The sequence below is a fragment of the Pseudomonas sp. MDT1-17 genome (assembly GCF_054898105.1).
The window spans coordinates 2907877-2932984 of record NZ_JBUBVM010000001.1 but is presented as its reverse complement, the minus strand read 5'-3'; the positions used below and the strand labels follow the sequence as shown (position 1 = coordinate 2932984).

Annotated in this window: 26 protein-coding genes; 15 read left to right on the top strand and 11 right to left on the bottom strand. The window is 60.0% G+C overall.

Annotation, left to right across the window (positions count from 1 at the left end; all coding sequences use genetic code 11):
• Positions 1 to 78: 78 nt before the first annotated feature.
• Complete coding sequence (locus ACYZTX_RS13575) at positions 79 to 1137, bottom strand: IS110 family RNA-guided transposase (RefSeq protein WP_462037001.1); 1059 nt, start codon at positions 1135 to 1137, stop codon at positions 79 to 81.
• Between the two features lie 207 nt (positions 1138 to 1344).
• Here ACYZTX_RS13575 and ACYZTX_RS13570 point away from each other — a divergent pair, with 207 nt between their 5' ends.
• Positions 1345 to 1932, top strand: a complete 588-nt coding sequence (locus ACYZTX_RS13570; RefSeq protein ID WP_462034464.1) for a DcrB/PsbP domain-containing protein — start codon at positions 1345 to 1347, stop codon at positions 1930 to 1932.
• 3 nt (positions 1933 to 1935) lie between these two features.
• On the opposite strand, the gene ACYZTX_RS13565 is transcribed toward ACYZTX_RS13570, so the two are convergent.
• The 3 genes from ACYZTX_RS13565 to ACYZTX_RS13555 form a co-directional block, all read right to left on the bottom strand.
• The gene (locus ACYZTX_RS13565) at positions 1936 to 2652 is read right to left on the bottom strand and encodes an alpha/beta hydrolase (RefSeq protein ID WP_462034463.1); all 717 of its coding nucleotides are present in this window, start codon (positions 2650 to 2652) and stop codon (positions 1936 to 1938) included.
• 183 nt (positions 2653 to 2835) lie between these two features.
• Positions 2836 to 3948: a succinylglutamate desuccinylase/aspartoacylase family protein gene (locus ACYZTX_RS13560; RefSeq protein ID WP_462034462.1), complete on the bottom strand. Its 1113-nt coding sequence runs from the start codon at positions 3946 to 3948 to the stop codon at positions 2836 to 2838.
• A 105-nt stretch (positions 3949 to 4053) separates the two neighbouring features.
• Positions 4054 to 4833, bottom strand: coding sequence for an ABC transporter substrate-binding protein (locus tag ACYZTX_RS13555; protein WP_462034461.1), 780 nt, complete (start codon positions 4831 to 4833; stop codon positions 4054 to 4056).
• A gap of 248 nt (positions 4834 to 5081) precedes the next feature.
• Here ACYZTX_RS13555 and ACYZTX_RS13550 point away from each other — a divergent pair, with 248 nt between their 5' ends.
• Entirely contained in the window at positions 5082 to 5714 is a 633-nt protein-coding gene (locus tag ACYZTX_RS13550) for a type 1 glutamine amidotransferase (protein WP_462034460.1), read from the top strand.
• 110 nt (positions 5715 to 5824) lie between these two features.
• Here the strand turns inward: ACYZTX_RS13550 and ACYZTX_RS13545 are convergent, their stop codons facing one another.
• Positions 5825 to 6259, bottom strand: a complete 435-nt coding sequence (locus ACYZTX_RS13545) for a rhodanese-like domain-containing protein (protein WP_462034459.1) — start codon at positions 6257 to 6259, stop codon at positions 5825 to 5827.
• A gap of 101 nt (positions 6260 to 6360) precedes the next feature.
• Between ACYZTX_RS13545 and ftrA the strand changes: the two genes are divergently transcribed.
• Positions 6361 to 7335 (top strand): transcriptional regulator FtrA, encoded by a 975-nt coding sequence (gene ftrA / locus ACYZTX_RS13540; RefSeq protein ID WP_462034458.1) that lies wholly within the window; start codon positions 6361 to 6363, stop codon positions 7333 to 7335.
• Positions 7336 to 7452: 117 nt separating this feature from the next.
• Here ftrA and cobF read toward each other — a convergent pair whose 3' ends face one another.
• Genes cobF through ACYZTX_RS13525 form a run of 3 tightly spaced genes read right to left on the bottom strand, consistent with a single transcriptional unit; the run spans position 7453 to position 8886 of the window.
• Positions 7453 to 8208, bottom strand: coding sequence for a precorrin-6A synthase (deacetylating) (cobF, locus tag ACYZTX_RS13535; RefSeq protein ID WP_462034457.1), 756 nt, complete (start codon positions 8206 to 8208; stop codon positions 7453 to 7455).
• Positions 8208 to 8780, bottom strand: coding sequence for a histidine phosphatase family protein (locus tag ACYZTX_RS13530; RefSeq protein ID WP_462034456.1), 573 nt, complete (start codon positions 8778 to 8780; stop codon positions 8208 to 8210). Before ACYZTX_RS13530 ends, cobF begins: the two co-directional genes overlap by 1 nt.
• Positions 8704 to 8886: a hypothetical protein gene (locus tag ACYZTX_RS13525; RefSeq protein ID WP_462037134.1), complete on the bottom strand. Its 183-nt coding sequence runs from the start codon at positions 8884 to 8886 to the stop codon at positions 8704 to 8706. The genes ACYZTX_RS13530 and ACYZTX_RS13525 overlap by 77 nt, the downstream gene beginning before the upstream one ends.
• A gap of 235 nt (positions 8887 to 9121) precedes the next feature.
• Here ACYZTX_RS13525 and ACYZTX_RS13520 point away from each other — a divergent pair, with 235 nt between their 5' ends.
• The 8 genes from ACYZTX_RS13520 to ACYZTX_RS13485 all read left to right on the top strand — a co-directional run bounded on the left by ACYZTX_RS13520 (position 9122) and on the right by ACYZTX_RS13485 (position 17326).
• Positions 9122 to 9976: a MurR/RpiR family transcriptional regulator gene (locus tag ACYZTX_RS13520; RefSeq protein ID WP_462034455.1), complete on the top strand. Its 855-nt coding sequence runs from the start codon at positions 9122 to 9124 to the stop codon at positions 9974 to 9976.
• A 2-nt stretch (positions 9977 to 9978) separates the two neighbouring features.
• Positions 9979 to 10623: a cysteine hydrolase family protein gene (locus ACYZTX_RS13515; protein ID WP_462034454.1), complete on the top strand. Its 645-nt coding sequence runs from the start codon at positions 9979 to 9981 to the stop codon at positions 10621 to 10623.
• Positions 10620 to 11951, top strand: coding sequence for a type I glutamate--ammonia ligase (locus ACYZTX_RS13510; RefSeq protein WP_462034453.1), 1332 nt, complete (start codon positions 10620 to 10622; stop codon positions 11949 to 11951). The genes ACYZTX_RS13515 and ACYZTX_RS13510 overlap by 4 nt, the downstream gene beginning before the upstream one ends.
• Positions 11935 to 12687, top strand: a complete 753-nt coding sequence (locus ACYZTX_RS13505; protein ID WP_462034452.1) for an N-formylglutamate amidohydrolase — start codon at positions 11935 to 11937, stop codon at positions 12685 to 12687. Before ACYZTX_RS13510 ends, ACYZTX_RS13505 begins: the two co-directional genes overlap by 17 nt.
• A 57-nt stretch (positions 12688 to 12744) precedes the next feature.
• Positions 12745 to 14094, top strand: coding sequence for an APC family permease (locus tag ACYZTX_RS13500; protein WP_462034451.1), 1350 nt, complete (start codon positions 12745 to 12747; stop codon positions 14092 to 14094).
• Between the two features lie 119 nt (positions 14095 to 14213).
• Positions 14214 to 15230 (top strand): arginine N-succinyltransferase, encoded by a 1017-nt coding sequence (locus ACYZTX_RS13495; RefSeq protein ID WP_462034450.1) that lies wholly within the window; start codon positions 14214 to 14216, stop codon positions 15228 to 15230.
• 61 nt (positions 15231 to 15291) lie between these two features.
• The gene (gene astA, locus ACYZTX_RS13490) at positions 15292 to 16326 is read left to right on the top strand and encodes an arginine N-succinyltransferase (RefSeq protein WP_462034449.1); all 1035 of its coding nucleotides are present in this window, start codon (positions 15292 to 15294) and stop codon (positions 16324 to 16326) included.
• A gap of 130 nt (positions 16327 to 16456) precedes the next feature.
• Positions 16457 to 17326 (top strand): isocitrate lyase/PEP mutase family protein, encoded by an 870-nt coding sequence (locus ACYZTX_RS13485; protein WP_309675875.1) that lies wholly within the window; start codon positions 16457 to 16459, stop codon positions 17324 to 17326.
• Between the two features lie 139 nt (positions 17327 to 17465).
• Here the strand turns inward: ACYZTX_RS13485 and ACYZTX_RS13480 are convergent, their stop codons facing one another.
• Positions 17466 to 17768 carry a hypothetical protein gene (locus tag ACYZTX_RS13480; protein WP_462034448.1) on the bottom strand — a complete coding sequence of 101 codons (303 nt, stop codon included), beginning with the start codon at positions 17766 to 17768 and terminating at the stop codon, positions 17466 to 17468.
• Between the two features lie 190 nt (positions 17769 to 17958).
• Positions 17959 to 19032, bottom strand: coding sequence for a diguanylate cyclase (locus ACYZTX_RS13475; protein ID WP_462034447.1), 1074 nt, complete (start codon positions 19030 to 19032; stop codon positions 17959 to 17961).
• Positions 19033 to 19225: 193 nt separating this feature from the next.
• Between ACYZTX_RS13475 and ACYZTX_RS13470 the strand changes: the two genes are divergently transcribed.
• The 3 genes from ACYZTX_RS13470 to hglS all read left to right on the top strand — a co-directional run bounded on the left by ACYZTX_RS13470 (position 19226) and on the right by hglS (position 23275).
• Entirely contained in the window at positions 19226 to 20680 is a 1455-nt protein-coding gene (locus tag ACYZTX_RS13470) for a flavin-containing monooxygenase (protein WP_462034446.1), read from the top strand.
• A gap of 22 nt (positions 20681 to 20702) precedes the next feature.
• The gene (locus tag ACYZTX_RS13465; RefSeq protein ID WP_462034445.1) at positions 20703 to 21644 is read left to right on the top strand and encodes an alpha/beta fold hydrolase; all 942 of its coding nucleotides are present in this window, start codon (positions 20703 to 20705) and stop codon (positions 21642 to 21644) included.
• 251 nt (positions 21645 to 21895) lie between these two features.
• Positions 21896 to 23275: a 2-oxoadipate dioxygenase/decarboxylase HglS gene (hglS, locus tag ACYZTX_RS13460; RefSeq protein ID WP_462034444.1), complete on the top strand. Its 1380-nt coding sequence runs from the start codon at positions 21896 to 21898 to the stop codon at positions 23273 to 23275.
• A gap of 101 nt (positions 23276 to 23376) precedes the next feature.
• On the opposite strand, the gene ACYZTX_RS13455 is transcribed toward hglS, so the two are convergent.
• Positions 23377 to 24054 carry a type 1 glutamine amidotransferase domain-containing protein gene (locus ACYZTX_RS13455; RefSeq protein ID WP_462034443.1) on the bottom strand — a complete coding sequence of 226 codons (678 nt, stop codon included), beginning with the start codon at positions 24052 to 24054 and terminating at the stop codon, positions 23377 to 23379.
• A 446-nt stretch (positions 24055 to 24500) separates the two neighbouring features.
• Between ACYZTX_RS13455 and ACYZTX_RS13450 the strand changes: the two genes are divergently transcribed.
• Positions 24501 to 25016, top strand: a complete 516-nt coding sequence (locus ACYZTX_RS13450; RefSeq protein ID WP_054051032.1) for an Hcp family type VI secretion system effector — start codon at positions 24501 to 24503, stop codon at positions 25014 to 25016.
• Positions 25017 to 25108 lie beyond the last annotated feature (92 nt).

Genomic DNA, 25108 nt, shown 5'->3' with positions numbered 1-25108 from the left:
CACGCCGGTCTTACCTGGGGTCAATTTTCTTCAGCAAAGGGTCGGACAGTCAGTACCTCGGTGGCAGAACTCTGTCGCTCAGTGGCTTATCGTCGCTTGCTGGCCATCACCAGCGTGGCGACGATAAGTCTGGTCATTCTGTAGAAGCACCCAGACGATTCGCAGGTTGCGGTTGGCTAGCCTGATCGCAGCCTCCTTACGACCCAGCCGGCTCACCCAGCGCAACAAGCGGCGGTCATCGGGTTGCTGGGAATCAGGTCGTAGTTGTTGCAGCACCGCATGGGCTCCCTGGATCATCAGGCTGCGTAAATAAACATCACCTCGCTTGGTCATGTCCCCCAGCCGGACCGTCTGCCCGCTGCTGTGCTGGTCAGGCACCATGCCAAAGTACGCGGCAAACTTGCGGGCATTGGGAAATCGCTCAGGTTTGGTTTCCTTGGCCACCAGTGCCGTGGCAGTGACTGGGCCGATGCCGCGCACAGTCATCAGTCGCTTCGCCGTCATGTCGGCGTTGGCGGCCACTTCCAGGCGTCCCGTCAGCACGCTGATGCGCTCGCCCAAATGGCGCCACTCGGCCAACAGTTCGTCGATCAGTTCACGCAGCAGGCCAGGCACCGGCTGGGTAGCATCTTCCAGTACCCGCGGAATTTTCTGGCTGATCGCAACATCGCCCTGCGCCAAGGCCACGCCGTGCTCGAGCAGCAGGCCGCGCATCTGATTACTTACCGCCGTGCGTCGACGCACATAGCCCTGACGGGCGCGATGCAGCGCCTGCATTGCCAGCGCCGCAACGCTTTTGACCGGTACTGCGCATATCTTTTCATCGCGACCAGCCCGCAGAATCGCCAGCGCATCGTTGCGATCATTTTTAGGCCCGCTGCGGTGTGTGGCCACCAAACCGGCTGGAAGAATGCGCGCCAGATTGCCTTGGTCTTGCAGCTGCCGGGCCCAGGCTTGAGCGCCCGGACCGGTCTCCATCAAAACCACGACATGAGGCGGTAACTGTTGGAGAAACTCATAAAACGCCTCACGCGACTTGATCCGCTGCTCATAGCGCACCTGGCCGAGGACATCTTCACCGGCGACCTGAAAGACCTGCTTGGCCAGATCGACCGCCAAAGTTGTGCAGGCCGACAAATCGGAAGAAGACAGGGATTGATCAATCGAACTATGATTTTTCATGGACTCGCCCTCGCTGTCGTTGGCTGTTTAGACTGCCACCGTGGCGCATTGACGCCTCGGCTTGGGCGAGTCCATCCAATTACACGTGGTGTGAGGGCTGCTACAAAGTGAATTCCATGGGATGATCGCCCTTAAAGCGCGACCATCCCCTGGAGTTTTTGAATGTCATTGTTGAGTAAAAAAGCCGTTGCCCTGTTGTTGACGGCGGTTGCCAGTCTGGGAGCGCTGAATGCGCAGGCCGCCAAGGCCACTGCCAGTGATACCGCGCCCGCACAGAAAGTCTCGATGCTCGGCGGCAAGTTCACGTTCACCCTTCCCAAGGGCTTCATCGCCAACCCGTTGCCCGCCGGCGACGCGGCCACCGGTACCGCCGGGGCAACGGGCACCATGTACACCAATCAGGCCACTAAAACCGTCGTGATCGCCGCTGAAAACACCATCCCCGGCGGCCTCAACGTCAAAGACAACGACGGTCAGTTCCTCGACTCGGCGGCGTCCGACTTCGCCACCGAACAAGCCACGGCGCTACCGGATTTCACCAAGCTCAGCGAAAAAAGTCTGACCCAGAAAGGCACCGGCCTGGGCCTGCGGCAGATCGACAGCAGCGCCACCCAGGGCGGCGGCAAAACCCTCGACACCACAGTGATGGCCGCGTCCAACACGCGCATGGCGATCGTTCAGGTGATTTCCCGCCTCAGCGACAATGCTGGCCACGAGACACTGGTCAAACAGATCGTCACCGGCAAGTAACAATCAGGGATTGAGACGTTGCAACCAGGCGCTCAAGTCCTGCATCTCGGTGGCACTGATGCTGTGACCGACGCCAGGGTAGGCGTGGAATTCAGGTTTGAGTGACAGGCTCTGCAACAGGCTGTCGGCGTCCGTCCCGTCATTGTAGGGAAGGCGTTTGTCCGCGGTGCCATGACCGATGAAAATTGCCAGCTTCTGGCGTTTTTCATCCGGTTTCAGCTCGGACCTGAGCACCGGCAAAATCCGCCCGCTCAACGCCGCGATCCCGCCCACCGCCTCGGGATGACGTAGCGCCACCTCGTAGGACATGATCGCGCCCTGGCTGAAGCCCACCAGGAAAACCTTGTTCGGATCGGTATGATATTTCTTCGCCGCCTGTGCGACGAAATCCTGCAGCACCTGGCCGCTGGTCTTCAGATCATCGGTCTCACCGTCGTAGGCAGCGTTGCCCTTCTCGCGAAACCACTTGTAACTACCCTCCTCCATCACTATCGGTGCGCGTACCGACAGGTAGTTGTATGACGCGGGTAATTCATCCTTGATGCCGAACAAATCCTCCTCGTTACTGCCGTAACCGTGGAGGAAAATCACCAACGGCTGATTGCGCGATTCGGGGTTGGCTTGCTCCAGGTACTTGAGCGGCAGATCGGTTTGCAGCGGGGTTTGAGCGTGGACGGCGGCAGACGCCAGGAGTGTCAACAGAGCAAAAAACTTCAACATAAACCTTCCTTCACACGTGCAGGATTCGGGGCAGAGCCTAACACTGTGAAGCTTGCCGGGGCATATTCGGTGCTGCTGATGCCGCCTTCGCGAGCAGGCTCGCTTCCACAGGGGGAACGCATTTCCAATGTGGGAGCGAGCCTGCTCGCGAAGAGGCCTTAAGACACTACGAAGATTGCACGGCTAATCGTTGATGAGTTTCCCGACACGAATCGGCTCACGCCCCGCCACCTTCGCCTGCCAGGTGCCCGGCTGCGTATAGCGCCCGCGATCAATCGCAAACAACACGCCACTGGTCCCGGCGCAAACCGTGGTAACTCGATCATTCAGCGGATCGACCACTTCAAACAGGGCATCGCCCTTCTCCACCCACTCACCCGAATCGCGCAGGAAACTGACGACCCCGTGATGCGGCGCGAACAGGTATTGGGTGCCTTCGAACGGCATGCCTTCACAGCATTCGCTTGGTGCCGCAGGCCAGGTGCCGTTGATGAAACCCTGCTCGGCGAGGAACCCGAGAATCGCCTCACAATTGGCCTGGGCCTGATCGACCCGCGTATCTCCCATGCTGCCCAGCTCCAGCGTCGTCGCCAGGTTGGCCGGCGGGATCGCGGCCTCAGGGAAAGCCCTCGCCAGGCGTAACCATGGCGATGAACACGACTCATCGAATGAGCTGCCGCCGGAGTCTTCGCAGAGCAATGCCACCCCAGCCTTCAAACGCGCCGCCAGGGACTGCCACTGCGGCCAGTGTTGCGGCAAGGCATACAGATGAATCGCCGCGTCGAAATCACAATGCAGATCGAGGGTGATGTCGGCATCGCAGGCGTGGCGCAGCAGCAAGCGGTGCATGGCTTCAAGCTGCGAGGCTGGTGCTGGCAAGCCGTCGAGTACCTGGCCCATGGTCTGGCGAATCAGCGCGATGTTGGCCGCCGCATCACTGCCCAACCGATCGCCGATCAACTCGGCCACCGGTGTGCTGAGTTCAACGAAGGAGCGGTTGAAGTTCTTGCCGCTGCCCAACTCGAAGCGGCCCATGTGGCTGCCTTGCAGGTGCTGATCGAGGCCGATGGGATTGGCCACCGGGACCAGTTCGATCACCCCCTGCAACTGGCCTTGGGTGTCGAGTTCGGTCAGACGCTTCTTCAGCTCCCACGCCGTGCGCATGCCCGGCAGTTCATCAGCGTGCAGGCTGGCCTGGATGTAAACCTTGCGAATGCCCGCGCCAAATCGAAACACGCTGAGGGTGCGTTCGGTGCCCAGATGACTCCAGGGCAGTGAATGGTCGATGCGTTGCATGGGGACTCCTTGTTTCCTACATGGGATGTGTGCCGCAGAATAAATCATGAAGGCAAAAAAAAGTGGCAACCGCGTCAACGGTTGCCACTTTTTTGAACGGCGTGATTACTGGCCGTAAACGTCAAAGTCGAAGTACTTGTCTTGCACTTGCTTGTACTTGCCGTTGGCGCGGATTTCGGTGATGGCGGTGTTGAATTTGTCCGCCAGTTCTTTATCACCCTTGCGCACAGCGATACCGGCGCCGCCGCCGAAGTACTTGGCGTCTTCGTAAGTCGGGCCCACGAAAGCGAAGCCTTTACCGGCGTCGGTTTTCAGGAAACCGTCGTCCAGGTTGACCGAGTCGGCCAGCAGCGCATCTACGCGGCCGGAAACCATGTCCAGGTTGGCTTCCTGCTGGGAGCCGTAGCGAACCAGATTGATACCGGCCGGCACCAGCACTTCAGTGGCGAAGCGGTCGTGGGTACTGGCGCGCAGCACACCGACTTTCTTGCCCTTGAGTTCGGTCAGCGGGTCCTTGATGTCCGTGCCTGCCTTCATCACGAAGCGCGCCGGGGTGTGGTAGTACTTGATGGTGAAATCGACGTTCTTTTTGCGATCGTCGGTGATGGTCATGGACGACAGGATCGCGTCGATTTTCTTGACCTTCAGGGCCGGGATCAGGCCGTCGAACTCTTGCTCGACCCAGGTGCACTTCACTTTCATCTGCTCGCACAGCGCGTCACCGATGTCCACGTCGAAACCGGTGAGTTTGCCGTCGGGGGTTTTCATCGAGAATGGCGGATAACCGGCTTCGATCCCGATGCGGATCGGCTTGGCGTCTTCGGCCACAGCCGTCAGGGACAACATCGACAGTGCCAGGGCACCGAACATCACTAGCTTCTTCATTTACAACTCCTGTGTGCGGAGGCTTTTATTGGCAACTTTCGGTAGGCTGCGTCCGGTTGGAGAGCACCGAAGTGGCGGCAGTCTAGAGCGGCTTCAGGAGGGCAAATTGTGTTTAAGCGACAAATTCTTATAGAAAAGTGGCCGACGAATTCACGCCCCTTGAAGTGTGCGCCAAGCCGGTGCAAAGACTGTAGGACAAGCCCTTTTTTCAGACAAATCCTACAAGCAAAAACTACAAGTGAGCCTTGATGGCAACGTTGAATCTGATCCAGCACCACCCCGCCGAAGGCCCTGGCGCCATTGCCGACTGGGCCAAGTCCCGAGGAGTGACGCTGAACGTCTTTCGCGCCGACCTCGGCCAGTTGCCGCCAGTCAGCGCGGCACCCGTGATCCTGTTAGGCGGTCCGTATGAATCCAACGCCGGGCCGGCCTGGCTGGAAGCCGAACGTCAGTGGTTGGCCGGCAGTCTGGATCAAGGCGCGGCGGTGTTCGCGATTTGCCTGGGGGCGCAGTTGCTGGCGTTGAGCCTGGGCGGGAATGTGCGGCGAATGGATCGAACCGAAACCGGCTGGACGCCTGTGACCTTCGTCGATGGCCAGACGTTGCAGGTGCTGGAATGGCACGAAGACGCGATCGACTTGCCGCCCAACGCGCAGTTGCTGGCCAGCAGTGATCAGTGCGAGCAGCAGATGTATTGCGTCGGACCGACGCGGGTGGGTTTGCAGTTTCATCCGGAGTGGAATGCTGAATCAGTGGCGACGCTCAATGCGCATTTTGCCGACGAGTCACCGCTGCCCCGGGGCCAACAGGACAGCGCCGCCTACGCAACCGTGTTCGAGTGGTTGCAGGCGACGCTGGATGGGTGGTGGGCATCCGTTTAGAAACAAGATCAACAGATCGCAGCCTCGTTTCACTCGACAGCTCCTACAGGGGATCGCGTAGACCTGTAGGAGTTGTCGAGTGAAACGAGGCTGCGATCTTTTCGACTACATCAACATTCGCAACCGATGACGGTGGTGGCAGGCCGTTGCACCGCAGTGCTCAACTCAAACCCTTCATCCAGCCACCCGGTCACCCCGCCGATCATTTCCTTGACCGGGTAACCCAGCGCCGCCAGTTTCACTGCGGCCTTGTTGGCGCCGTTGCAGTGGGGCCCGGCGCAATACACCACGAACACGCTGGTTTTCGGGTAAGCCGCCAGAGCTTCAGCGGTCAGCAGTCGTCCCGGAATATTGATCGCTCCCGGCACATGCCCACGTTCGAAGGCGAGCGGACCGCGCACGTCCACCATGACAAAATCCACCTCGCCGGCCTGTTGGCTGCCGTGGACGTCGGAACAATCGGTTTCGAAGGTCAGACGGTTGCTGAAATGCATAAGGGCGATGGCCGATGGGGCGGCGGGAATCTCGCAGACCAGGCTGGTCATGGGCTTTACTCCAAAGTCTCGGTGGGTGTGGGAAGACTTTATCCGCCTGACGCTTGCCGCTACAGTGGCGCACAAGACACTCACCGGGAACTTTCCGCCAAATGCAGCCCACCCCTGGATTGGTCGCGATTCTGGCCTACGACGGCCTCTGTACGTTCGAATTCGGCATCGCCGTGGAGATCTTCGGCCTGGCACGTCCGGAGTTCGACTTCCCTTGGTACGAGCATCGGATCGCCGCTGTCGATCAGGGCCCGATGCGCGCCATGGGCGGCATTCAGGTGCTGGCCGATGGCGGCATGGAACTGCTCGAGGACGCCCGGACCATCATCATTCCCGGCTGGCGTGATCGCAGTGCCCCGGTGCCTGAGGCATTGATCGCGGCCCTGCGCCAGGCCCATGTTCGGGGTGCGCGGCTGCTGTCGATCTGTTCGGGCGTGTTCGTGCTGGCGGCCACCGGTTTGCTCGATGGTCGCGGCGCCACCACGCACTGGCGCTACACCGCTGAGTTGGCCGAACGTTTTCCGAACATTCTGGTGGACCCGGACGTGCTCTATGTCGATTCGGGTCAACTGATCACCTCGGCCGGCAGCGCTGCCGGTATCGATGCCTGCCTGCACTTGGTGGCGCGGGACTTCGGGACGCAGGTGGCCAACTCGGTGGCACGACGGCTGGTGATGTCGCCGCAACGCACCGGCGGCCAGGCGCAGTTTATTCCGACACCGGTCAGTCCTACGCCGCGTAGCGATTTGTCGCGCGTCATGCAGTGGGCGCGCGAACGTTTGCACGAGCCGTTGGAGGTTCGCGAGCTGGCGAGTGAAGCGGCCATGAGTGAACGGACGTTTCTGCGCCGGTTTACCGAAGCCAATGGCCTGCCGCCTAAAGCCTGGTTGCAGCATGAGCGCCTGGGCCGGGCCCGCGAGCTGCTTGAGAGCACGAATCAGAACACCGACCAGATTGCTCAACGCTGTGGGTATCGCTCGGTGGAGAGCTTTCGGGTGGCGTTTCGCAGCGTGGTCGGGGTGCCGCCGTCGGTGTATCGGGAGCGGTTTGGACGGGAGCTTAGAGCAATAATTTGAGGTGTCGCTGAGGACCTCATCGCGAGCAGGCTCGCTCCCACATTGGGTCTCCAGTGCCACACAATCCCTGTGGGAGCGAGCCTGCTCGCGAAGGCGTCAGCCCAGACACCGGTGCAATTAAGGTTTGCGCAGCAGATACGTATCCATAATCCACCCATTGGCCAACCGCGCCGCCTTGCGCACCCGTTCGATCTCATCCGCCACGTCCTTGAGCTTGCCGCTGATCAAAATCTCATCCGGCGTCCCGAGGTAGGCCCCCCAGTAAATTTCCGTCTCCTGATCCACCACTTGGTGGTAGGAATCTTCCGCATCCAGCATCACCACCAGGCTGTCGGCATCGCTCACCTGCCCCGCCGCCAGCCGCCGGCCGGTGGTGATTTCAATCGAGCGGCCAATGCGGTTCAGCGGCACCTTATGCTGCGCCGCCAGCGCCTGGACACTGGTGATGCCGGGAATCACTTCGAACTCAAAGACGCACCGGCCTGAGGCCAGTATCGCCTGCAGGATCCGAAGGGTGCTGTCGTACAGCGCCGGATCGCCCCACACCAGAAAACCGGCGCACTGGTCGTCAGTCATTTCCTCATTGATCAATCGTTCGAAGGTCCGCTGCTTGGCCAGGTTCAGGTCTTCCACGCTGGCCTTGTAGTCCACATCCCCACGTTCGCGCTCCGGGCTGTGGGCTTCGACGAAGCGGTAGTCGTGATCGGTGATGTAGCGCTCGCAGATCTCGCGGCGCAGGTCGATCAGTTTGTCTTTACTCTGGCCCTTGTCCATGAGGAAAAACACGTCGACGAGGTTCAGCGCTTTAACGGCTTGCATCGTGATGTAATCGGGGTTGCCCGCACCGATGCCGATGACCAGAAGTTTTTTCATCAACGTGTTCCCTCGGGGTCAGTGCCCGTCAAGCGTAGGCGCCAGCGGCCGTTGAACCGCAACTCGAGGGTCGACAGCGGTTCGACGTCGATAAAGTTGAATGCTGCACCTTTAAGCACGTGCGTCAGGGCGGCGCGAATGACAAACGGATGGGTGATGGCAACGATGTGCCCCGGTGCTGCCTCCAGCGTTTTCAGCCACGCAGCCACCCGCTCTGCGAGTTGCGCCACCGACTCACCACCGTGGGGTGCCGAGTTCGGGTCATCGAGCCAGAGCTGCAGCGCTTCGGCTGCGGATTTTTGCAGATCGTCGATCCGCGCGCCTTTCCAGCTCCCGAAATCGCAATCCCTCAGTGCCGCGACAATCTCCACGTCGCTGCCGAACAGCTCGGCGGTTTGCCGGGTTCTCAGTTCAGGTCCACACACCAGCCGTGGCGTCCCTTTGAACTGAGCACAACGAGATCCCTTTGCCGATTGCCAATCCATTTCCACCGGCTCATTCGTAGGAAAACGCGCCAATTTCTGTGCGACGGTTCGAGCGTGGCACATCAGGGTCAAACGGGTTGCCTGCACGAAGGATCACTCGGTCGATGGGAATGGAAAACGGCGTCACGCCGCGATAATTGCCCAATTGTGCCGCAAGAAGCGCGATCCAGGGCGTTTCGTTTGATCCAGTCATACTCGTTCGAAAAAATCATATCACCTGAAAAATCGGCGATGTCCGACATCGCTATGGGCAATGACCTACAAGCTCTGTCGACTTCCGTGTAGCCCCTGACGCACAGGCTTTTCGCCCCATTCTGGGGCTTTAAAAAACCATGGAAAAATTCACTAGACATGTCGAGTCCGCTACATAAATACTGTTTTAGCAATTTATGAAACGAAACCGACATACCCATCCAGCAGGAGCCCGGATGCCTTCTCTCAGAGACCTGATCACCGATCCCGGCCTGGAACTTACCCCGTCGGAACGCAAAGTCATCCGTGCCTTGCTGGACCAGTACCCGCGTAACGGACTGGGCCCGATGTCACGATTGGCCGAACATGCCGGTGTCAGCGACCCCACCATCGTGCGGCTGGTGAAAAAACTGGGTTTCAGCGGTTACGCCGATTTTCAGGATGCCCTGCTCAGCGACATGGACCATCGCCTGCGCTCCCCCAGCGCCCAGTTGCAGCCTCGTTCTCATCTTCAGAAAGGCGACGCCTGGAGCCATTATCTGGCGGACAGCCATCGAGCGCTGGTGGACACACATGCCCTGACCCAGCCCGAAGATGTGCGGATTCTGGTGGAATGGCTGCTCGACACCCGCCATCAGGTGCATTGCTTCGGTGGTCGCTTCAGCAGTCTCCTCGCCCATTATTTGCTCAACCACCTGCGCCTGCTGCGTCCGGGCTGTTTCGCGCTGGAGGACAACGCGCAACTGCCCGACCGATTGTTCGACGTGCAGCGCCAGGACGTGGTGCTGGTGTTCGACTATCGCCGCTACCAATCACAGGCCCTGCGCGTGGCCAATGCGGCGAAAAGTCGATATGCACGGGTGGTGTTGTTCACGGACATCTATGCTTCACCGCTGCGGGAAATGGCCGACCTGATTATCAGTGCGCCAGTGGAATCGGTGTCGGCCTTCGACTCAATGGTCCCAGCGCTGGCACAGGTCGAGGCGCTGATTGCCTGCCTGACCCTGCGCAGTCCGGATCTGGCCGATCGCCTGGAAGGCATCGATGCGCTGCGGACCGATTTCGACACCCACCTGCTGGAGGAAAAATAAGGATGTTCACGCTCCCCCACCATTCGCCTCGGGATCTACCGTTCGTCACCGATCACACCGCGCTGTTGCTGGTGGACATGCAACGCGCCTGGCTTGAACCGCAATTCGACCCGCACCTCAACGGGCCGGACGCCGAGTACTTCCTGACCCGCACCCACATGCAGGCGGTGCCCAATCAACGCCGGCTGCTCAGCGCCTTTCGCAGCGCCAGGCAAAACGTGCTGCACACCCTCATCGAAAGCCTCACCGCCGATGGCCGCGACCGCTCGCTGGACCACAAACTCTCGGACATGCACTTGCCCAAGGGCAGCCCGCAAGCGCAGATCATTGACGACCTGACCCCGGCAGAAAACGAAATCGTGCTGCCCAAGACCTCGTCCGGGGTCTTCAACTCCACCAATATCGACTACGTGCTGCGCAACCTCGAGACGCGGCACCTGATCATCGCCGGCATCGTCACCGACCAGTGCGTGGACATGGCCGTGCGTGATGCCGCCGATCGCGGTTACCTCGTCACACTGGTGGAAGATGCCTGCGCGACTTACACAGCCGAGCGGCATCAGGCCTGCCTGAATGCAATCAAGGGGTACTGCTGGATCACCGACACCCAGACCGTACTCGGCCGGTTGCAGGAGATGCGGCCATGAGCGAGCGCCTGTTGCCACTGCCCATGATCACCCTCGTCACCACCGACCTGATTGGCGTGACTCGCGGGCGCTCCTTTCCCACGGACGAACTCGAGCACTATCAAAGGGCGGGTTGTGGCTGGGTGCCGGCCAACAGTGCCCTGACCCCGCAAGACATCATCGCCTCCACAAATCCTTGGGGCGCTTATGGCGATTTGCGGCTGATGCCCGATCTGGCCAGCCGAGTGACGGTCAATAACGGCCCGGATCCCGACGCCCCGGCGCTGGATTTTATTCACAGCGACATTCAGGAAACCGATGGCCGCCCGTGGGGTGCCTGCCCGCGTACGTTGTTGCGTAACGAAGTAGCGCGTTATCGCGCCGAGTTGGGCTTGCAGGTCAATGCTGCGTTCGAGCATGAATTCAACGTGAACACCGGCGAAGTTGAACACCTGGCGTTTTCTCTGCAAGCCCAGCGTCAGGGTGCCGAATTTGGCGGTTGGTTGCTCAGCGCCCTGCGCGCCGGTGGCGTCGAACCGGAAATGTTCCTGCCCGAGTACGGCAAGCATCAATACGAAATCACCTGTCGCCCGACCCTTGGGGTGGCCGCTGCCGACCGCGCAGTGAACGTTCGTGAAATCACCCGCGAGATCGCCCGGCAAATGGGCCTGGAGTTGAGCTTCGCGCCCAAGGCCTCGGAGCAGGCGGTGTGCAACGGCGTACACCTGCACGTCAGCCTGCTGGACCTGGCCGGCCAACCGGTGATGTACGACGCCGGCACCACCAATGGCTTGTCGACTCTCGGCCAGCACTGGGCCGCCGGCATCCTGCATTACTTGCCGGCGCTCTGTGCGTTTACCGCGCCAACGCCGGTGTCCTACGAACGTTTGCAACCCCATCACTGGAGCGCGTCCTACGCGTGCCTCGGGCAACGCAACCGTGAAGCGGCGCTGCGAATCTGCCCGACGACGAGCCTGGGCGGCAAATCAGTGGCGACGCAATACAACCTGGAATTCCGCGCCATGGACGCCACGTCCTCGCCACACATGGCCATGGCCGCGTTGCTGATTGCCGGTCGGTTGGGCATCGAGCAACGCCTGGCCTTGAACGCGATCACCGATGAAGTCCCCGACGCCCTCAACGAAGAACAACGTCAGGCGCGCGGCATCGTCGCCCTGCCCGCGTCCCTTGCCCACGCCCTGGATTGCCTGCGCAACAGCGAGGCCCTGATCGAAGCCCTGCCGAGCGCGTTGCTGGACACTTACTTCGCCCTTAAAACCGAGGAACTGACGCTGACGGAACAGCTGTCGCCCGCCGAACGCTGTGAGCACTATGCGCGCCTGTACTGAATCTGCTGAGCTCGGACATTACACCGAGCCGGCGTACACCCTGAGCCGGGAAGACTCCGGGCACCCGTTGATTCTGGTGTGCGAACACGCCAGCCGTTTTATTCCGGCCGGGTTGAATGACCTGGGCCTGAGTCACGAGGCGGCCCGCGAGCACATCGCCTGGGACATCGGTGCCCTGGCGCTGGCCGAGGGTTTGTCCCAGGCATTGGGCGCAACGCTGTTGGCGGCCAATTATTCGCGACTGTTGGTCGACCTCAACCGACCGCGCCAGGCCCCGGACAGCATTCCGGCGCAGAGCGAAGTTTATCAGGTACCGGGCAACCGGGACCTCGACGAAGCCACCCGCGAGTACCGTCGGCAATGCCTGTTCGAGCCATTTCATGCTCGACTGCACACCTTGATCGACCAACGTGTCGCTCAAGGGCGGCCGGTACGGGTGGTGGGCATTCACAGTTTCACCCCTGTCTATCACGGCCAGACTCGCGCACTGGACGTTGGCGTGTTGTATAGAGAGGCCAAGGCGTATGCCCAGCGATTGATCGATGGTTTGAGCCTGCATCCATTGAAGGTTGCCTGTAATGAGCCGTACACAATCAACCCGTTGGGTGACATGACCGTGCCGGTTCACGGCGATGCACGAGGCCTGGAATCGGTGTTGATCGAGGTCCGCAACGACCTGCTGCGCACGCCTGAAGACGTCAGTCGCTTTACCGAATACCTGGCGCCGCTGCTGTAACGGAATCGCTTCAAACCCGCAGCGTGCAGCTGCTTTCATCCCAAGGAGAACGGCTTCATGGAATTAGAAGAATTTGGCTACAAGCAAGAGTTGAAACGCAGCCTGTCGCTGACCGACCTGGTGGTGTACGGGATGATCTTCATGATCCCCATCGCACCGTTCGGTGTTTATGGCTACGTCAACGCCGAGTCGCCGGGGCTGGTGCCGCTGGCCTACATCATCGGCATGGTGGCGATGCTCTTCACTGCCCTGAGTTACGGCAGCATGGCTCGGGCCTTTCCGATGGCGGGCTCGGTTTACTCCTACGCCCAGCGGGGCCTGAACCAGCACGTAGGGTTTATCGCCGGTTGGCTGATGCTCCTCGATTACCTGCTGATTCCGCCGTTGCTGTATGTGTACGCGGCCATGGCCCTGAATCATTTGTACCCGGACATTCCGAAAGTCGGTTTCATCCTGGCCTTCCTGGTCAGCGCGACCTTCGTCAATCTGCGGGGCATCACGTTCACGGCGCGAATGAACATCGTCTTTCTGCTGGCGCAACTGGTGGTGCTGGGAATCTTCCTGTTCTACGCCTGGAACGCGCTACACAGCGGCGGCGGTAACGGTCAGCTGACGCTGGCGCCGTTGTACAACCCCGAGACATTCAACTTCGCCCTGCTGATGCAAGCGGTGTCGATTGCGGTGCTGTCGTTCCTCGGTTTCGATGCGATTTCCACCCTCGCCGAAGAGGTCAAGGGTGACCCGGGTCGCAGTGTCGGCAAGGCAGCGCTGATCACACTGGTGGTGATGGGTGTGATCTTCGTGGCGCAGACCTGGATTGCGACTGATCTGGCGGCCGGCATGGGTTTCAAATCGGCTGACACGGCATTTTATGAAATCGCTGAAATCGCGGCCGGCAGCTGGCTCGCCACCCTGACTGCCGTGGCGACGGCCCTGGCCTGGGGCGTAGCGGTGGCAATCACTTCTCAAGCGGCGGTGTCTCGTCTGCTGTTCGGCATGGCCCGAGACGGCAAGCTGCCGAAAGTACTGGCCAACGTTCACCCCAAACACAACACGCCGTACGTGAGCATCTATCTGGTGGCCGTGCTGTCGCTGGTGATCTGCTACCTGTTCATCAACTCGGTGGACATCCTCACCTCATTGGTGAACTTCGGTGCACTGAGCGGCTTCATGCTGCTGCACCTGACAGTCATCAACTATTACTGGCGACGGCAGAAATCCGGCCAGGTGATCCGTCACCTGATCTGCCCGGTGATCGGCTTCATCATCGTTGCGGCCATCATGTACAACATGGGCGTCGATGCACAAAAGCTGGGCCTGATCTGGATTGCCCTGGGCCTGGTCTACCTGGTTGTGCTCAACAAACTGGGCGCCAGCACGGTACTGCCCGACCCAAGTAACGGCTGACAAGAAAAAGAGCGGCGTCTGACAAAAATTCAGGCGACCGCCGATATAACGCGTGGAAATCGACAGTGATAGTCAGGTTCGGTGCTCACCGCCGAACTCTTTGATACAGGAGTGCATCCATGCTGGTCTTACGCCCAGTCGAATTAACCGACCTGCCCCAGTTGCAGCAACTGGCGCGCGACAGTCTGGTAGGTGTCACGTCACTGCCGGACGACACCGAATGCCTGCGCGAGAAGATTCTCGACTCCTGCGCCTCATTCGAAAAAGACGTTGAAGGTCAGGGCCCGGAGAATTATTTCTTCGTGCTGGAAGATCTGACCCGAGAGCGTTTGGTGGGCTGCTCGGAGATCCTCGCCACCGCCGGTTTCAGCGAGCCGTTCTACAGCCTGCGCAACCGGAATTTCACCAGTGCCTCGCGGGAGCTGAACATCGAGCACGGCGTGCCGGCGTTGTCGTTGTGTCACGACCTCAGTGGCCATACCTTGCTGCGGGGTTTTCATATTGACGCAGCGCTGGTGCGAACACGGTTCTCTGAACTGCTGTCCCGGGCACGGCTGTTGTTCATCGCCGCCCACTCGCGGCGCTTTGCCGAAGCCGTCATCACCGAGATTGTCGGCTTCAGCAGCGATGAAGGGCAATCGCCGTTCTGGGATGCGGTGGGCAAGCACTTCTTCGACCTGCCCTACACCGAGGCCGAGCGGCTTTGCGGTCTGGAGAGCCGAACCTTCCTCGCCGAACTGATGCCGCAATACCCGATCTACGTGCCGATGCTGCCCCAGGCTGCGCAGGACTGCATCGGCCGTATCCACCCCGATGGCCAGGAGGCCTTCGATATCCTCGAGCGCGAAGGGTTCGAGACAAACAGCTACATTGACCTGTTCGACGGTGGTCCGACGCTGTATGCGCGCACCCCCGGTATCCGCTCTATCGCCCAGAGCCAGACCGGCACGGCTCGGTTGGATTCGTCCATCGACGCACGCGGCAGCTTTCTGGTCAGCAACGATTCGCTGACCGACTATCGGGCCATCGTCGCCGATCTGGATTACCAGGCCGGGCAACCTGTGGGGTTGAGCGCCGAGATGTGCGCCGCCCTGAACGTGACCGAAGGCAGCCCGATCCGGCTGATCGCCCTGTGAGCATCACCCGGCCCCGTGCCCAACGACAGCGCCCGAGCAGGCGTGCAGAAGGAGTTGCATCATGATTGTCCGCCCGGTTCACGTCACCGACCTGCCCGCCTTGCTGAATCTGGTGCACCAGGCAGGCCCTGGCTTCACGACCCTGCCGGCCAACGAAGAACGCCTGACCCACCGGATACGCTGGGCGCAACGAACTTTCGCTGAACAGGTCGAACGCGCCGATGCCGATTACCTCTTCGTGCTCGAAGACGACGATCAGCAACTGGTGGGCGTCAGTGCCCTGGCGGGCGCCGTGGGCCTGCGCGAGCCCTGGTACAACTACCGGGTCGGGCTCACGGTCAGTTCGTCACCGGACCTGGGTATTCAACGGCAGATTCCGACGCTGTTCCTGAACAATGAAATGACCGGCCAATCGGAGATTTGCTCGCTGTTTCTGCGACCCGATCAACGCCGGGGCAGTAACGGTCGATTGCTGTCGTTGGGGCGTTTGTTGTTTGTTGCCGAGTTTCAGCACCTGTTCGGCGACAAACTCATCGCCGAACTGCGTGGCAGCGCCGACGAACAAGGCTGTTCACCGTTCTGGGACAGCGTGGGCCGGCACTTCTTCAAGATGGATTTCAGTCACGCCGATCACTTGTCGGGGCTGGGCAGCAAGTCGTTCATTGCTGAACTGATGCCACGTCAACCGCTCTACACCTGCCTGCTCACCGAACAGGCTCAGGCCGTGATCGGCAAGGCGCACCCGAACACCGAACCGGCCCTGAAAATCCTCACCGCCGAAGGCTTTGCCCATAAGGGTTACATCGACATCTTTGACGCCGGCCCGGTGATCGAGGCCCCGGTCTCGACTATCCGTACCGTGCGCGACAGCCAACCGCTGGTGCTGGCCATCGGCACGCCCGACGAGCAGGCCCCGGTGTGGATGATCCACAACCGTCGCCTGGAAAACTGCCGCATCACCGCCGGCCAGGCCAGACAGGTAGGCAACAGCCTGATCGTTGACCGCCTCACCGCCAAACGCCTGCAACTGCAACCCGGCAACTCGGTACGTGCCGTACCGTTGCTCAATCAACAGCAGCAAGCGGTGGCGGCGTGATCGATTGAGGTTCATCCGCCACTGCAAAATCGTCATCATCCTTCTCCCGCTCGCGTGATAGCCTTTTGTTCCTTCGGCGTTGACACTTTTGCTCAAGCCTTTCCATTCCCATTGCAGTGGTGGAACTCATATGTCCAGGCTTTCTCATCAAGATTTACGCCGTAACTTTCGCGAGCTATTCGCTTCCAACACCTGCTATCACACGGCGTCGGTCTTCGACCCGATGTCGGCGCGCATTGCCGCTGACCTGGGTTTTGAAGTGGGGATCCTGGGCGGTTCGGTCGCGTCGTTGCAGGTACTGGGCGCCCCCGACTTTGCCTTGATCACCCTCAGCGAGTTCGCTGAACAGGCCACCCGCATCGGCCGCGTTGCCCAATTGCCGGTCATCGCCGACGCCGACCACGGTTACGGCAACGCACTCAACGTCATGCGCACCATCGTCGAACTCGAACGCGCCGGCGTGGCGGCCCTGACCATCGAAGACACGCTGCTGCCGGCCCAGTTCGGCCGCAAGTCCACTGACCTGATCGGGGTAGCGGAAGGCGTCGGCAAGATACGGGCGGCGCTGGAAGCTCGGGTCGATTCGGAAATGGCAATCATCGCCCGCACCAACGCCGGGATCCTGCCGGTGCAGGAAGTCATCAGCCGTACCTGTCATTACCAGCAGGCCGGTGCGGACGGGATTTGCATGGTGGGCGTGCGGGACTTCGACCACCTCGAACAAATCGCCGAGCACCTGAACGTGCCGCTGATGCTGGTCACCTACGGCAACCCGTTGCTGCGCGACGACAAACGTCTGGCTGAACTGGGTGTGCGGGTCACTATCGATGGTCACGGCGCCTACTTCGCCGCGATCAAGGCCACTTACGACAGCTTGCGGGAACAACGGCAAATCTTTACTCAGGCGTCGGACCTGAATGCGACCGAGTTGACTCATACCTATACGCAGCCTGAGGAATACATCCGTTGGGCAGAAGAGTTTATGAGTGTTAAGGAATAGCTGTCAGTTGGCGTATTTGTAGCGACTGCAATGGCCCCTTCGCGAGCAAGCCCGCTCCCACATTTGACCGTCTTCTTCAGATAAAACTCGGTCAAATGTGGGAGCGGGCTTGCTCGCGAAGGGGCCAGATGCCACACCACTAAACTGCGGCTTTGAACCCCGCCTCCCGCTGCAACGCCCGCGCCTGAACCACATCCAGCATCGCGCAGCCTTCGCGCATCAGCAGATGAACCGCCCGGGTAACGCGCGTCAGATCGCAATCGGAAATGTCTTTGAGGTTCAGGCTGGACAAGGTGTCCGCCAGATCGCGAACCACGGTGAAGCGATGTGCAGCGCAAGCGGTAATGTCGCTGAGTTCTTTGTGGGTGTTGATAAAGAGCACCGGGGTTTCGGCGTCGTAGGTGTCGATGGGGAAGTAACGGGGCATGACTTGGTCGAACATATTGGTAGCTCCTGATTAATGAGTCTTTCAGGTGTTCGACCGGCCAAGATCGTCGCGGAGAGATGCCGCGAGACGGAACTATAAAGGTCGATGTCGAAACGCGGCAACAGGGTACGTCGTAGGAAACGTCTTGGAAAGTTGTGCGCCACATGATGATCGTCTTAACCCTCTGCGTGGGAACGATCACGTTTCACACCGAATCAAGTAATTCGTGGTGAAGACTGCCATCGCCGCAGCAGATGACGCGGTTACGACCGGTGGCTTTGGCTTCGTAGAGTGCCTGGTCGGCGTCGTTGAGCCACAGGGTCGCGTCGGTGTGGGCCGGGTTGAAGGCGGCCAGGCCAATGCTCAGGCTGACTTTCAGCGTCGGGCTCTGCTCGTAGCCCAAGGTGGCGAAGCGATCACGCAGGGCATCCATGACGGCCGCAGCGCTCGTGAGCGGAAGGTCCGGGAGGATCACGCAGAATTCGTCGCCACCGTAGCGCCCGGCAACATCGGCCGCGCGCAGGTTCTGCTTGAGCATTTTGCTCAACTGACGCAGGACGATGTCCCCGGCAACGTGGCCGTACGTGTCGTTGATGGTTTTGAAATGGTCGATGTCGATCAGCGCAATCGCCCCGCCCTGCTGCTGACGTTTGCAACGCTGGAATTCGACTTCCAGTTGATCCTTCCAGGCGCCGTGGTTCAGCAGGCCGGAGAGGCTGTCGGTACGGCTCAGGGCCAGCAACTCACGCTTTTGTCGGCCGAGGGTGTGGGCCTGGCGGAAGCAGAGCCAGCCCAATGCCAGCGGATACAAACACATCAAGGGGAGACAGGCATACAGCTGCATTTGGCTGGTTTGCGGGATGAATGCGGGGGTGAAAATCAGCAGTCCGACACCTATCCCGAGAATCTGCGCCACGGTTCCCGCCAACAGAAAACGCAAACCGCCAATGGCCACATTGTTCATCGCCATCATGGACAGGGTCGTCGCGCTGGGCAGCGGATTGAACTGCATGGCTGCGACCCAAAAGCCGCCGAGAAAGGCGTCCACCAGCAGGTTGCGGTGTTCGGCGTGATAAGGCACTTGCGTGCGGCGCGCCCATTGATAAGCCAGGTGCGGCCAGAGTACGGCGTTGAGCAGCATCACCACCCAGACCCACGGTGCCGGGTTGAGTGGATACATCGCCGCGCTCACGAGCAACAGCCCCAAAGCTAATCCCAGGATTCGCGATGTATAAAGCCTCCTGGCCAGTGAAGGTCCTTTTCCTCCGGTTTTTCCCATTGGAGCCTCTGCGCCACAGAACGGAACCTGAAAACACAGGGTTTCAGGTGTGGTGAGAGTCTATCAGGGCAACGGCAAATAGCCATCACCGGCTGGCGGTCTGAATACCCAGGCATAGCCATGAGGCGAGCGCCCAATGTTTGGCTATACATGAGAGGAGGGTTCGATCAATAACGATAAAAAAAGGAGGCCCATGCAGACCTTTCAAGTGTTGATCATCGGCAGCGGTTTTGGCGGCCAGTGCGCGGCGATCAATTTGCTCAAGGCCGGCATCAGCGATTTCCGCCTGCTGGAACGGCGGGACTTTTTCGGCGGCACCTGGTGCCAAAACACCTACCCCGGTGCGGCGGTCGACGTGCCCTCGCCACTTTATTCCCTGTCCTTCGCGCCCTACCGCTGGACGCAAATGTTCGCCGAACAGGCCGAACTGCACCACTACACCCAGTACGTGGTGGAGCACTTCGGCCTGCGAGACAAGGTGGAACTGCAGGCCAATGTCGAGCGCATCGAATGGGACGACGACGGCAAGCGCTGGGCGGTGCACACCGCCAGCAAAGGCACGTTCCATGCGCAGTTCCTGATCAACGCCACTGGGCCGCTGAGCCAACCGGTAGTCCCATACTTCGAGGGCCAGGAGCGGTTTCAGGGCAAGACTTTTCATACCAATGACTGGGATCACGCCTACGATTACCGGCAAAAACGCGTGGCCATCGTTGGCAGCGGCGCCAGCGCGGCCCAGGTGATTCCGACGATTGCCCCGGACGTCGAGCATCTGCATGTGTTCCAGCGCACGCCCCACTGGGTATTGCCTCGGGCCGACCGCGCCTTCGGGCCTTTCCAGCGTTGGTTGCTGGGGCTCAAACCCGCCTACAAGCTGTTGCGCTGGATGATCTACTGGCAGTTCGAAACCCGGGTGATTGCCTTCAAATACTCACGGCCGGCCATCCGTTTGGTCCAGCAACACGCACTGCGCGTTCTCAAACGGCAAGTGCCCGATCCGGAACTGAGGCGAAAACTGACGCCGGATTACGCAATCGGCTGCAAACGGATAATCGTCTCGAGCACCCTGTACCCGGCACTCGGTCGCAGTAATGTGACGCTACACAGCCGCGAGCAAGGCATCGTTTCCATCGACGAAACCGGCATCGTCACCCAGGACGGCCAACACATCGACCTGGACCTGATCGTCTGGTCCACCGGTTACGACGCCACCGATGGGGTGATTTCCTACCCGGTCACCGGAAAAAACGGCAAGCGACTCAGCGATTTCTGGGCGCAGTACCCGCGGGCCTATCTCGGCACCAGCCTGCCGGACTTCCCCAATCTGTTTATCGTCACCGGCCCCAACACGGGCATCGGCCACACCTCGGCGCTGTTCATCATCGAATCCCAGATGAATTACATCCTTGATTGCATCCGCACGTTAAAAGAACACGGTTTGAGCAGCATCGAAGTACGCCCCGAAGCAGAACGTACCTACACTGAAATGATCCACCGGGAGATGGAACGCACCGTATGGAAGTCCGGGGGCTGCCACAGTTGGTATCAAAGCAAGAGCGGCCATGTGATTGCGATGTTTCCGGGGTTCAGTTTCAGCTATTACCGGTTGACCCGGGCGCTGAAACCCGCCGATCACATTCTGTCCTGATCACGTAAAAGGAAGATGCCTGATGCTTGTGTTGGTTGTCGCAATCGCAGTTTTCGTGGCCTGGAGCTGGTTGAGTTACCCGGCCATCGGTCATTGGCTCTATGACTTGAGCATGTCTGTAGAGGCGAAGCTGTATCGACTGCACAAAATTATTGTGCCGATCGCCGAAATGACCGTTTCGACCTGGCAAGGCGGGCCGTATGAAGCGTCCAGCAGTGTGCTGATGCTCCACGGTTTCAGCGCCGACAAGAACATCTGGCTGCGTTTTGCCCGGCACTTTGTCGGCAGCTATCGGGTGATCATCCCCGACATCGCCGGCCATGGCGAAACCGGCTTCAAGGCGGGCGGCGGCTACGACATTCCTTTGCAGGCCAAGCGGATGATCCAGTTGCTCGATGTCTGCGGCGTCGAGAAAGTCCATGTGATCGGCAACTCGATGGGCGGTTACATGGCGGCGTGGCTCGCGGCCACGTATCCCGATCGCATTGTTTCGGTCGCACTGATCGACCCGGCGGGCGTCACCGCCCCCGAAGTCAGCGACCTGGAGCGGCATTTGGCCAAGGGCCACAACCCGTTCCTTATTCATTCACGGGAAGAATTCCAGCGTTTCTACGCCATGACCATGGCCGAACCACCGTGGGTCCCCAAGGTGGTACTGGACGCCATCGCCCAGCGCTATGAACAGCAATGCGAGGAACTGGAAGAAATTTTCACGGAATTGCGCGCCAGCCCGCCGATGGAGCCGAAACTGCCCGACATCAAGTGCCAGGCGCTGCTGCTGTGGGGGCACAAGGACCGCTTGATCGATGTCAGCAGCGTGGCGGTCTGGAGCAAAGGCATCGCCGATCTGCGAGTGGAAGTCTGGGATCACACCGGGCATATGCCGATGGTGGAACAACCCGCGAACACTGCGCGGCTGTATCGGGAGTTTTTGGCATCGCTGCGCTCCGAACTTCCTGTGTAGCAGCTGTCGAGCCTGCGAGGCTGCGTTCGGCTGCGAAGCAGTCGTAAACCCTGGCGATATGGTCCACCTGACACACCGAGGTGGATAATTTCACGACTGCTGCGCAGCCGAACGCAGCCTCGCAGGCTCGACAGCTGCTACAACCAGCAGTCCTTTGCAGAATGAAGTTCGTAAGATTCTTCGTTTGTCGGCGCCGCGCAAGGCTGCGATCTTTTCCCGCATCCTTTACGTCACCGCACCAGGAATTTTTCATGAGCCACCCGAACTTCATCAGCCCTGACCTGATCCGCCAACGCTTCTCCAAAGCGATGTCCGACATGTACCGCGAAGAAGTGCCCCTGTACGGCACGCTGATGGAACTGGTGGAACAGACCAACCGCCATGTGCTGGACAGCGATCCGCAGATCGCCCGACAGCTGAACAGCACCGGCGAAATCCAGCGCCTGGACCTGGAACGGCATGGCGCGATTCGTGTCGGCACCGCCGATGAGCTGGCGACCCTCGCCCGGCTGTTTGCGGTGATGGGCATGCAGCCGGTGGGTTATTACGACCTGACCCCGGCCGGCGTGCCGGTGCACTCCACGGCTTTTCGCGCGGTGCATGAGGCGGCGTTGCAAGTCAGCCCGTTCCGGGTCTTCACCTCACTGCTGCGCCTGGAACTGATCGACGACCTGGAACTGCGAGCGTTCGCCCAGTCGGTGCTGGATAAGCGTTCGATCTTCACGCCCTCCGCGCTGACCCTCATCGATCGCGCCGAAACCCAGGGCGGCCTCACCGAACAAGAAGCCGAGCACTTCGTCGAGCAGGCGCTGGAAACGTTCCGCTGGCACCACAGCGCCACCGTCACCGCCGAGCAGTACCGCAAACTGATCGCCCAGCATCGTCTGATCGCCGACGTGGTGGCGTTCACCGGCCCGCATATCAACCACCTGACGCCGCGCACCCTGGACATCGACATCGTCCAGGCGCAAATGCCTGCCCACGGCATCACCCCCAAAGCGGTGATCGAAGGCCCGCCCCGCCGTCAGTGCCCGATTCTGCTGCGCCAGACCAGTTTCAAAGCCCTGGACGAGCCTGTCTCCTTCACCGATCAAGCCGAGACTCGCGGCAGCCACAGCGCTCGTTTCGGCGAAATCGAGCAACGCGGCGCCGCACTCACCCCCAAGGGCCGGACGCTTTACGACCGCTTGCTCAATGCGGCCCGAGACGAACTCAAGGACTTCCCCAATGAGGGCAATGCCGCACGTTACAACGCGCTGATGGCGCAGCATTTCAGCGAATTTCCTGACACCTACGAAGGCATGCGCCAACAGGAACTGGCGTACTTTCGCTACTTCGTCACGGAAAAAGGTTTGGGGGCCGACGAGCTGAAATCGTTGTCGCTGGAAGATCTGCTCAGCGGCGGGTATTTGCAGGTTGAACCGTTGGTGTACGAAGATTTCCTGCCAGTCAGCGCAGCGGGCATTTTTCAGTCGAACCTGGGAGATGCGGCACAAACTCACTATGGCGTGCATTCGAACCGGGAAGTGTTCGAGAAGGCGCTGGGGCGATCGACGATTGATGAGCTGGCGTTGTATGCCGAGACGCAGCGGCGCTCGATCGAGGAATGTTTTGCCGCTATTACACGATGACACGTTGAAAAGATCGCAGCCTGCGGCAGCTCCTACATGGGAACGCGAACTCCTGTAGGAGCTGCCGCAGGCTCGGGCCGCGTTCGGACGATCTTTTGATCCTATTTCAGCTTCGCCAACAACGCCTCAGCGGCAGCCTCGGACGATGCAGGATTCTGACCGGTTATCAGCATCCCATCCGTGACCACATAACTCGCCCAATCCGCCTCCTTGGAATAAATCCCCCCCTTCTCCTGCAGCATGTCCTCCACCAAAAACGGCACGACGTCCGTCAGTTGCACAGCCTCTTCCTCAGAGTTGGTGAAGCCGGTCACGCGCTTGCCTTTGACCAGCGGCTGGCCGTCCGCACCCTTGGCGTCACGCAACACACCCGGTGCGTGGCAGACGGCCGCGACCGGTTTGCCCGCCTTGAAAAACGCCTCTATCAGCGCGATCGAAACTTTGTCTTCGGTCAAATCCCACAGAGGGCCATGGCCGCCTGGGTAGAAAATCGCATCGTAATCTTCAGCTCTCGCACTGCTCAGCAAAGCAGTAGACGCTAATGCGGACTGGGCGGCGGAGTCTTTGCGAAAGCGCTCGGTGGCCGCCGTTTGCGCGTCCGGCTCGTCGCTTTTTGGGTCCAGCGGTGGTTGGCCGCCCTTGGGCGAGGCTAGGGTCAACTGAGCGCCGGCGTCCTTGAAGGCGAAATACGGTGCGGCAAATTCTTCCAGCCAGAAGCCGGTTTTCTTACCCGTGTTACCCAATTGATCGTGGGACGTTAGAACCATCAGGATTTTCATGTCGTGCTCCTTGAGTTCGCAGATGTTCATTCATCTCGGCGCTTGAGTTTGACCTCCAGGCTGCAGTGTTCGTTGCACCTGTCACCCTAACGGTTCTGCTAAAGGTTTTCGGCCAATAAGACGATTGGTCACCGGATGATGGCTAACCGCCTTGATGCGCAAGAAGTTGCGCACTCATCGCTGCGAAAGCCCTGCCCGGGGCGCTGATCGCCCCGCCCGTCAGGCGCTCTAGCCAAGTGCGCAAGAAGTTGCGCAGTACTGCGCAACTTCTTGCGCACATTCACCGGCGATCTCTGCCAAAAATTCTCCGCGAACGCTGAATAACCTCTCAACCATTTGATTTATATAGCATTCACCGTTTCTGGCACGGACCTTGATAACAGTCAGGCACCCACCGGGCGATACCGCCTCCCGGGCACCCTCACTATTTAGCAAGGAGAGCATCCATGGCTACACCAGCGTATATGTCCGTCACCGGCGAGAAACAAGGTCTGATCACTGCCGGCGCGTTCACTGCCGACTCGGTTGGCAACACCTACCAGGAAGGCCACGAAGACCAGGTCATGGTTCAGGCGTTCAGCCACGACGTGATCATCCCGCGTGACCCGCAGTCCGGCCAACCGACCGGTCAGCGCGTACACAAGCCAGTCGTGATCACCAAGGTCTACGACAAGGCTTCGCCACTGCTGCAGGCGGCTCTGACCTCCGGCGAGCGCATGAGCGAAATCGTTATCCAGTGGTACCGCACCTCGGCTCAAGGTACCCAAGAGCACTACTACACCACCAAACTGGAAGACGCGATCATCGTCGCCATCAACAACAAAATGCACAACTGCCAGGATCCGTCGAACTCCCACTTCACGCACCTGGAAGAAGTGCAATTCACCTACCGCAAAATCACCTGGACCCACGAAGTATCCGGTACTTCGGGTTCCGATGACTGGCGTCAGCCGGTCGCTTAATCGCGGCTGACCGCTTCACGCATCGGCCAGCTCTGCTGGTCGATGTTGTTTACGCCTTTCCAGAATTTTGCGTCTGCTGATCCTTTGATCGG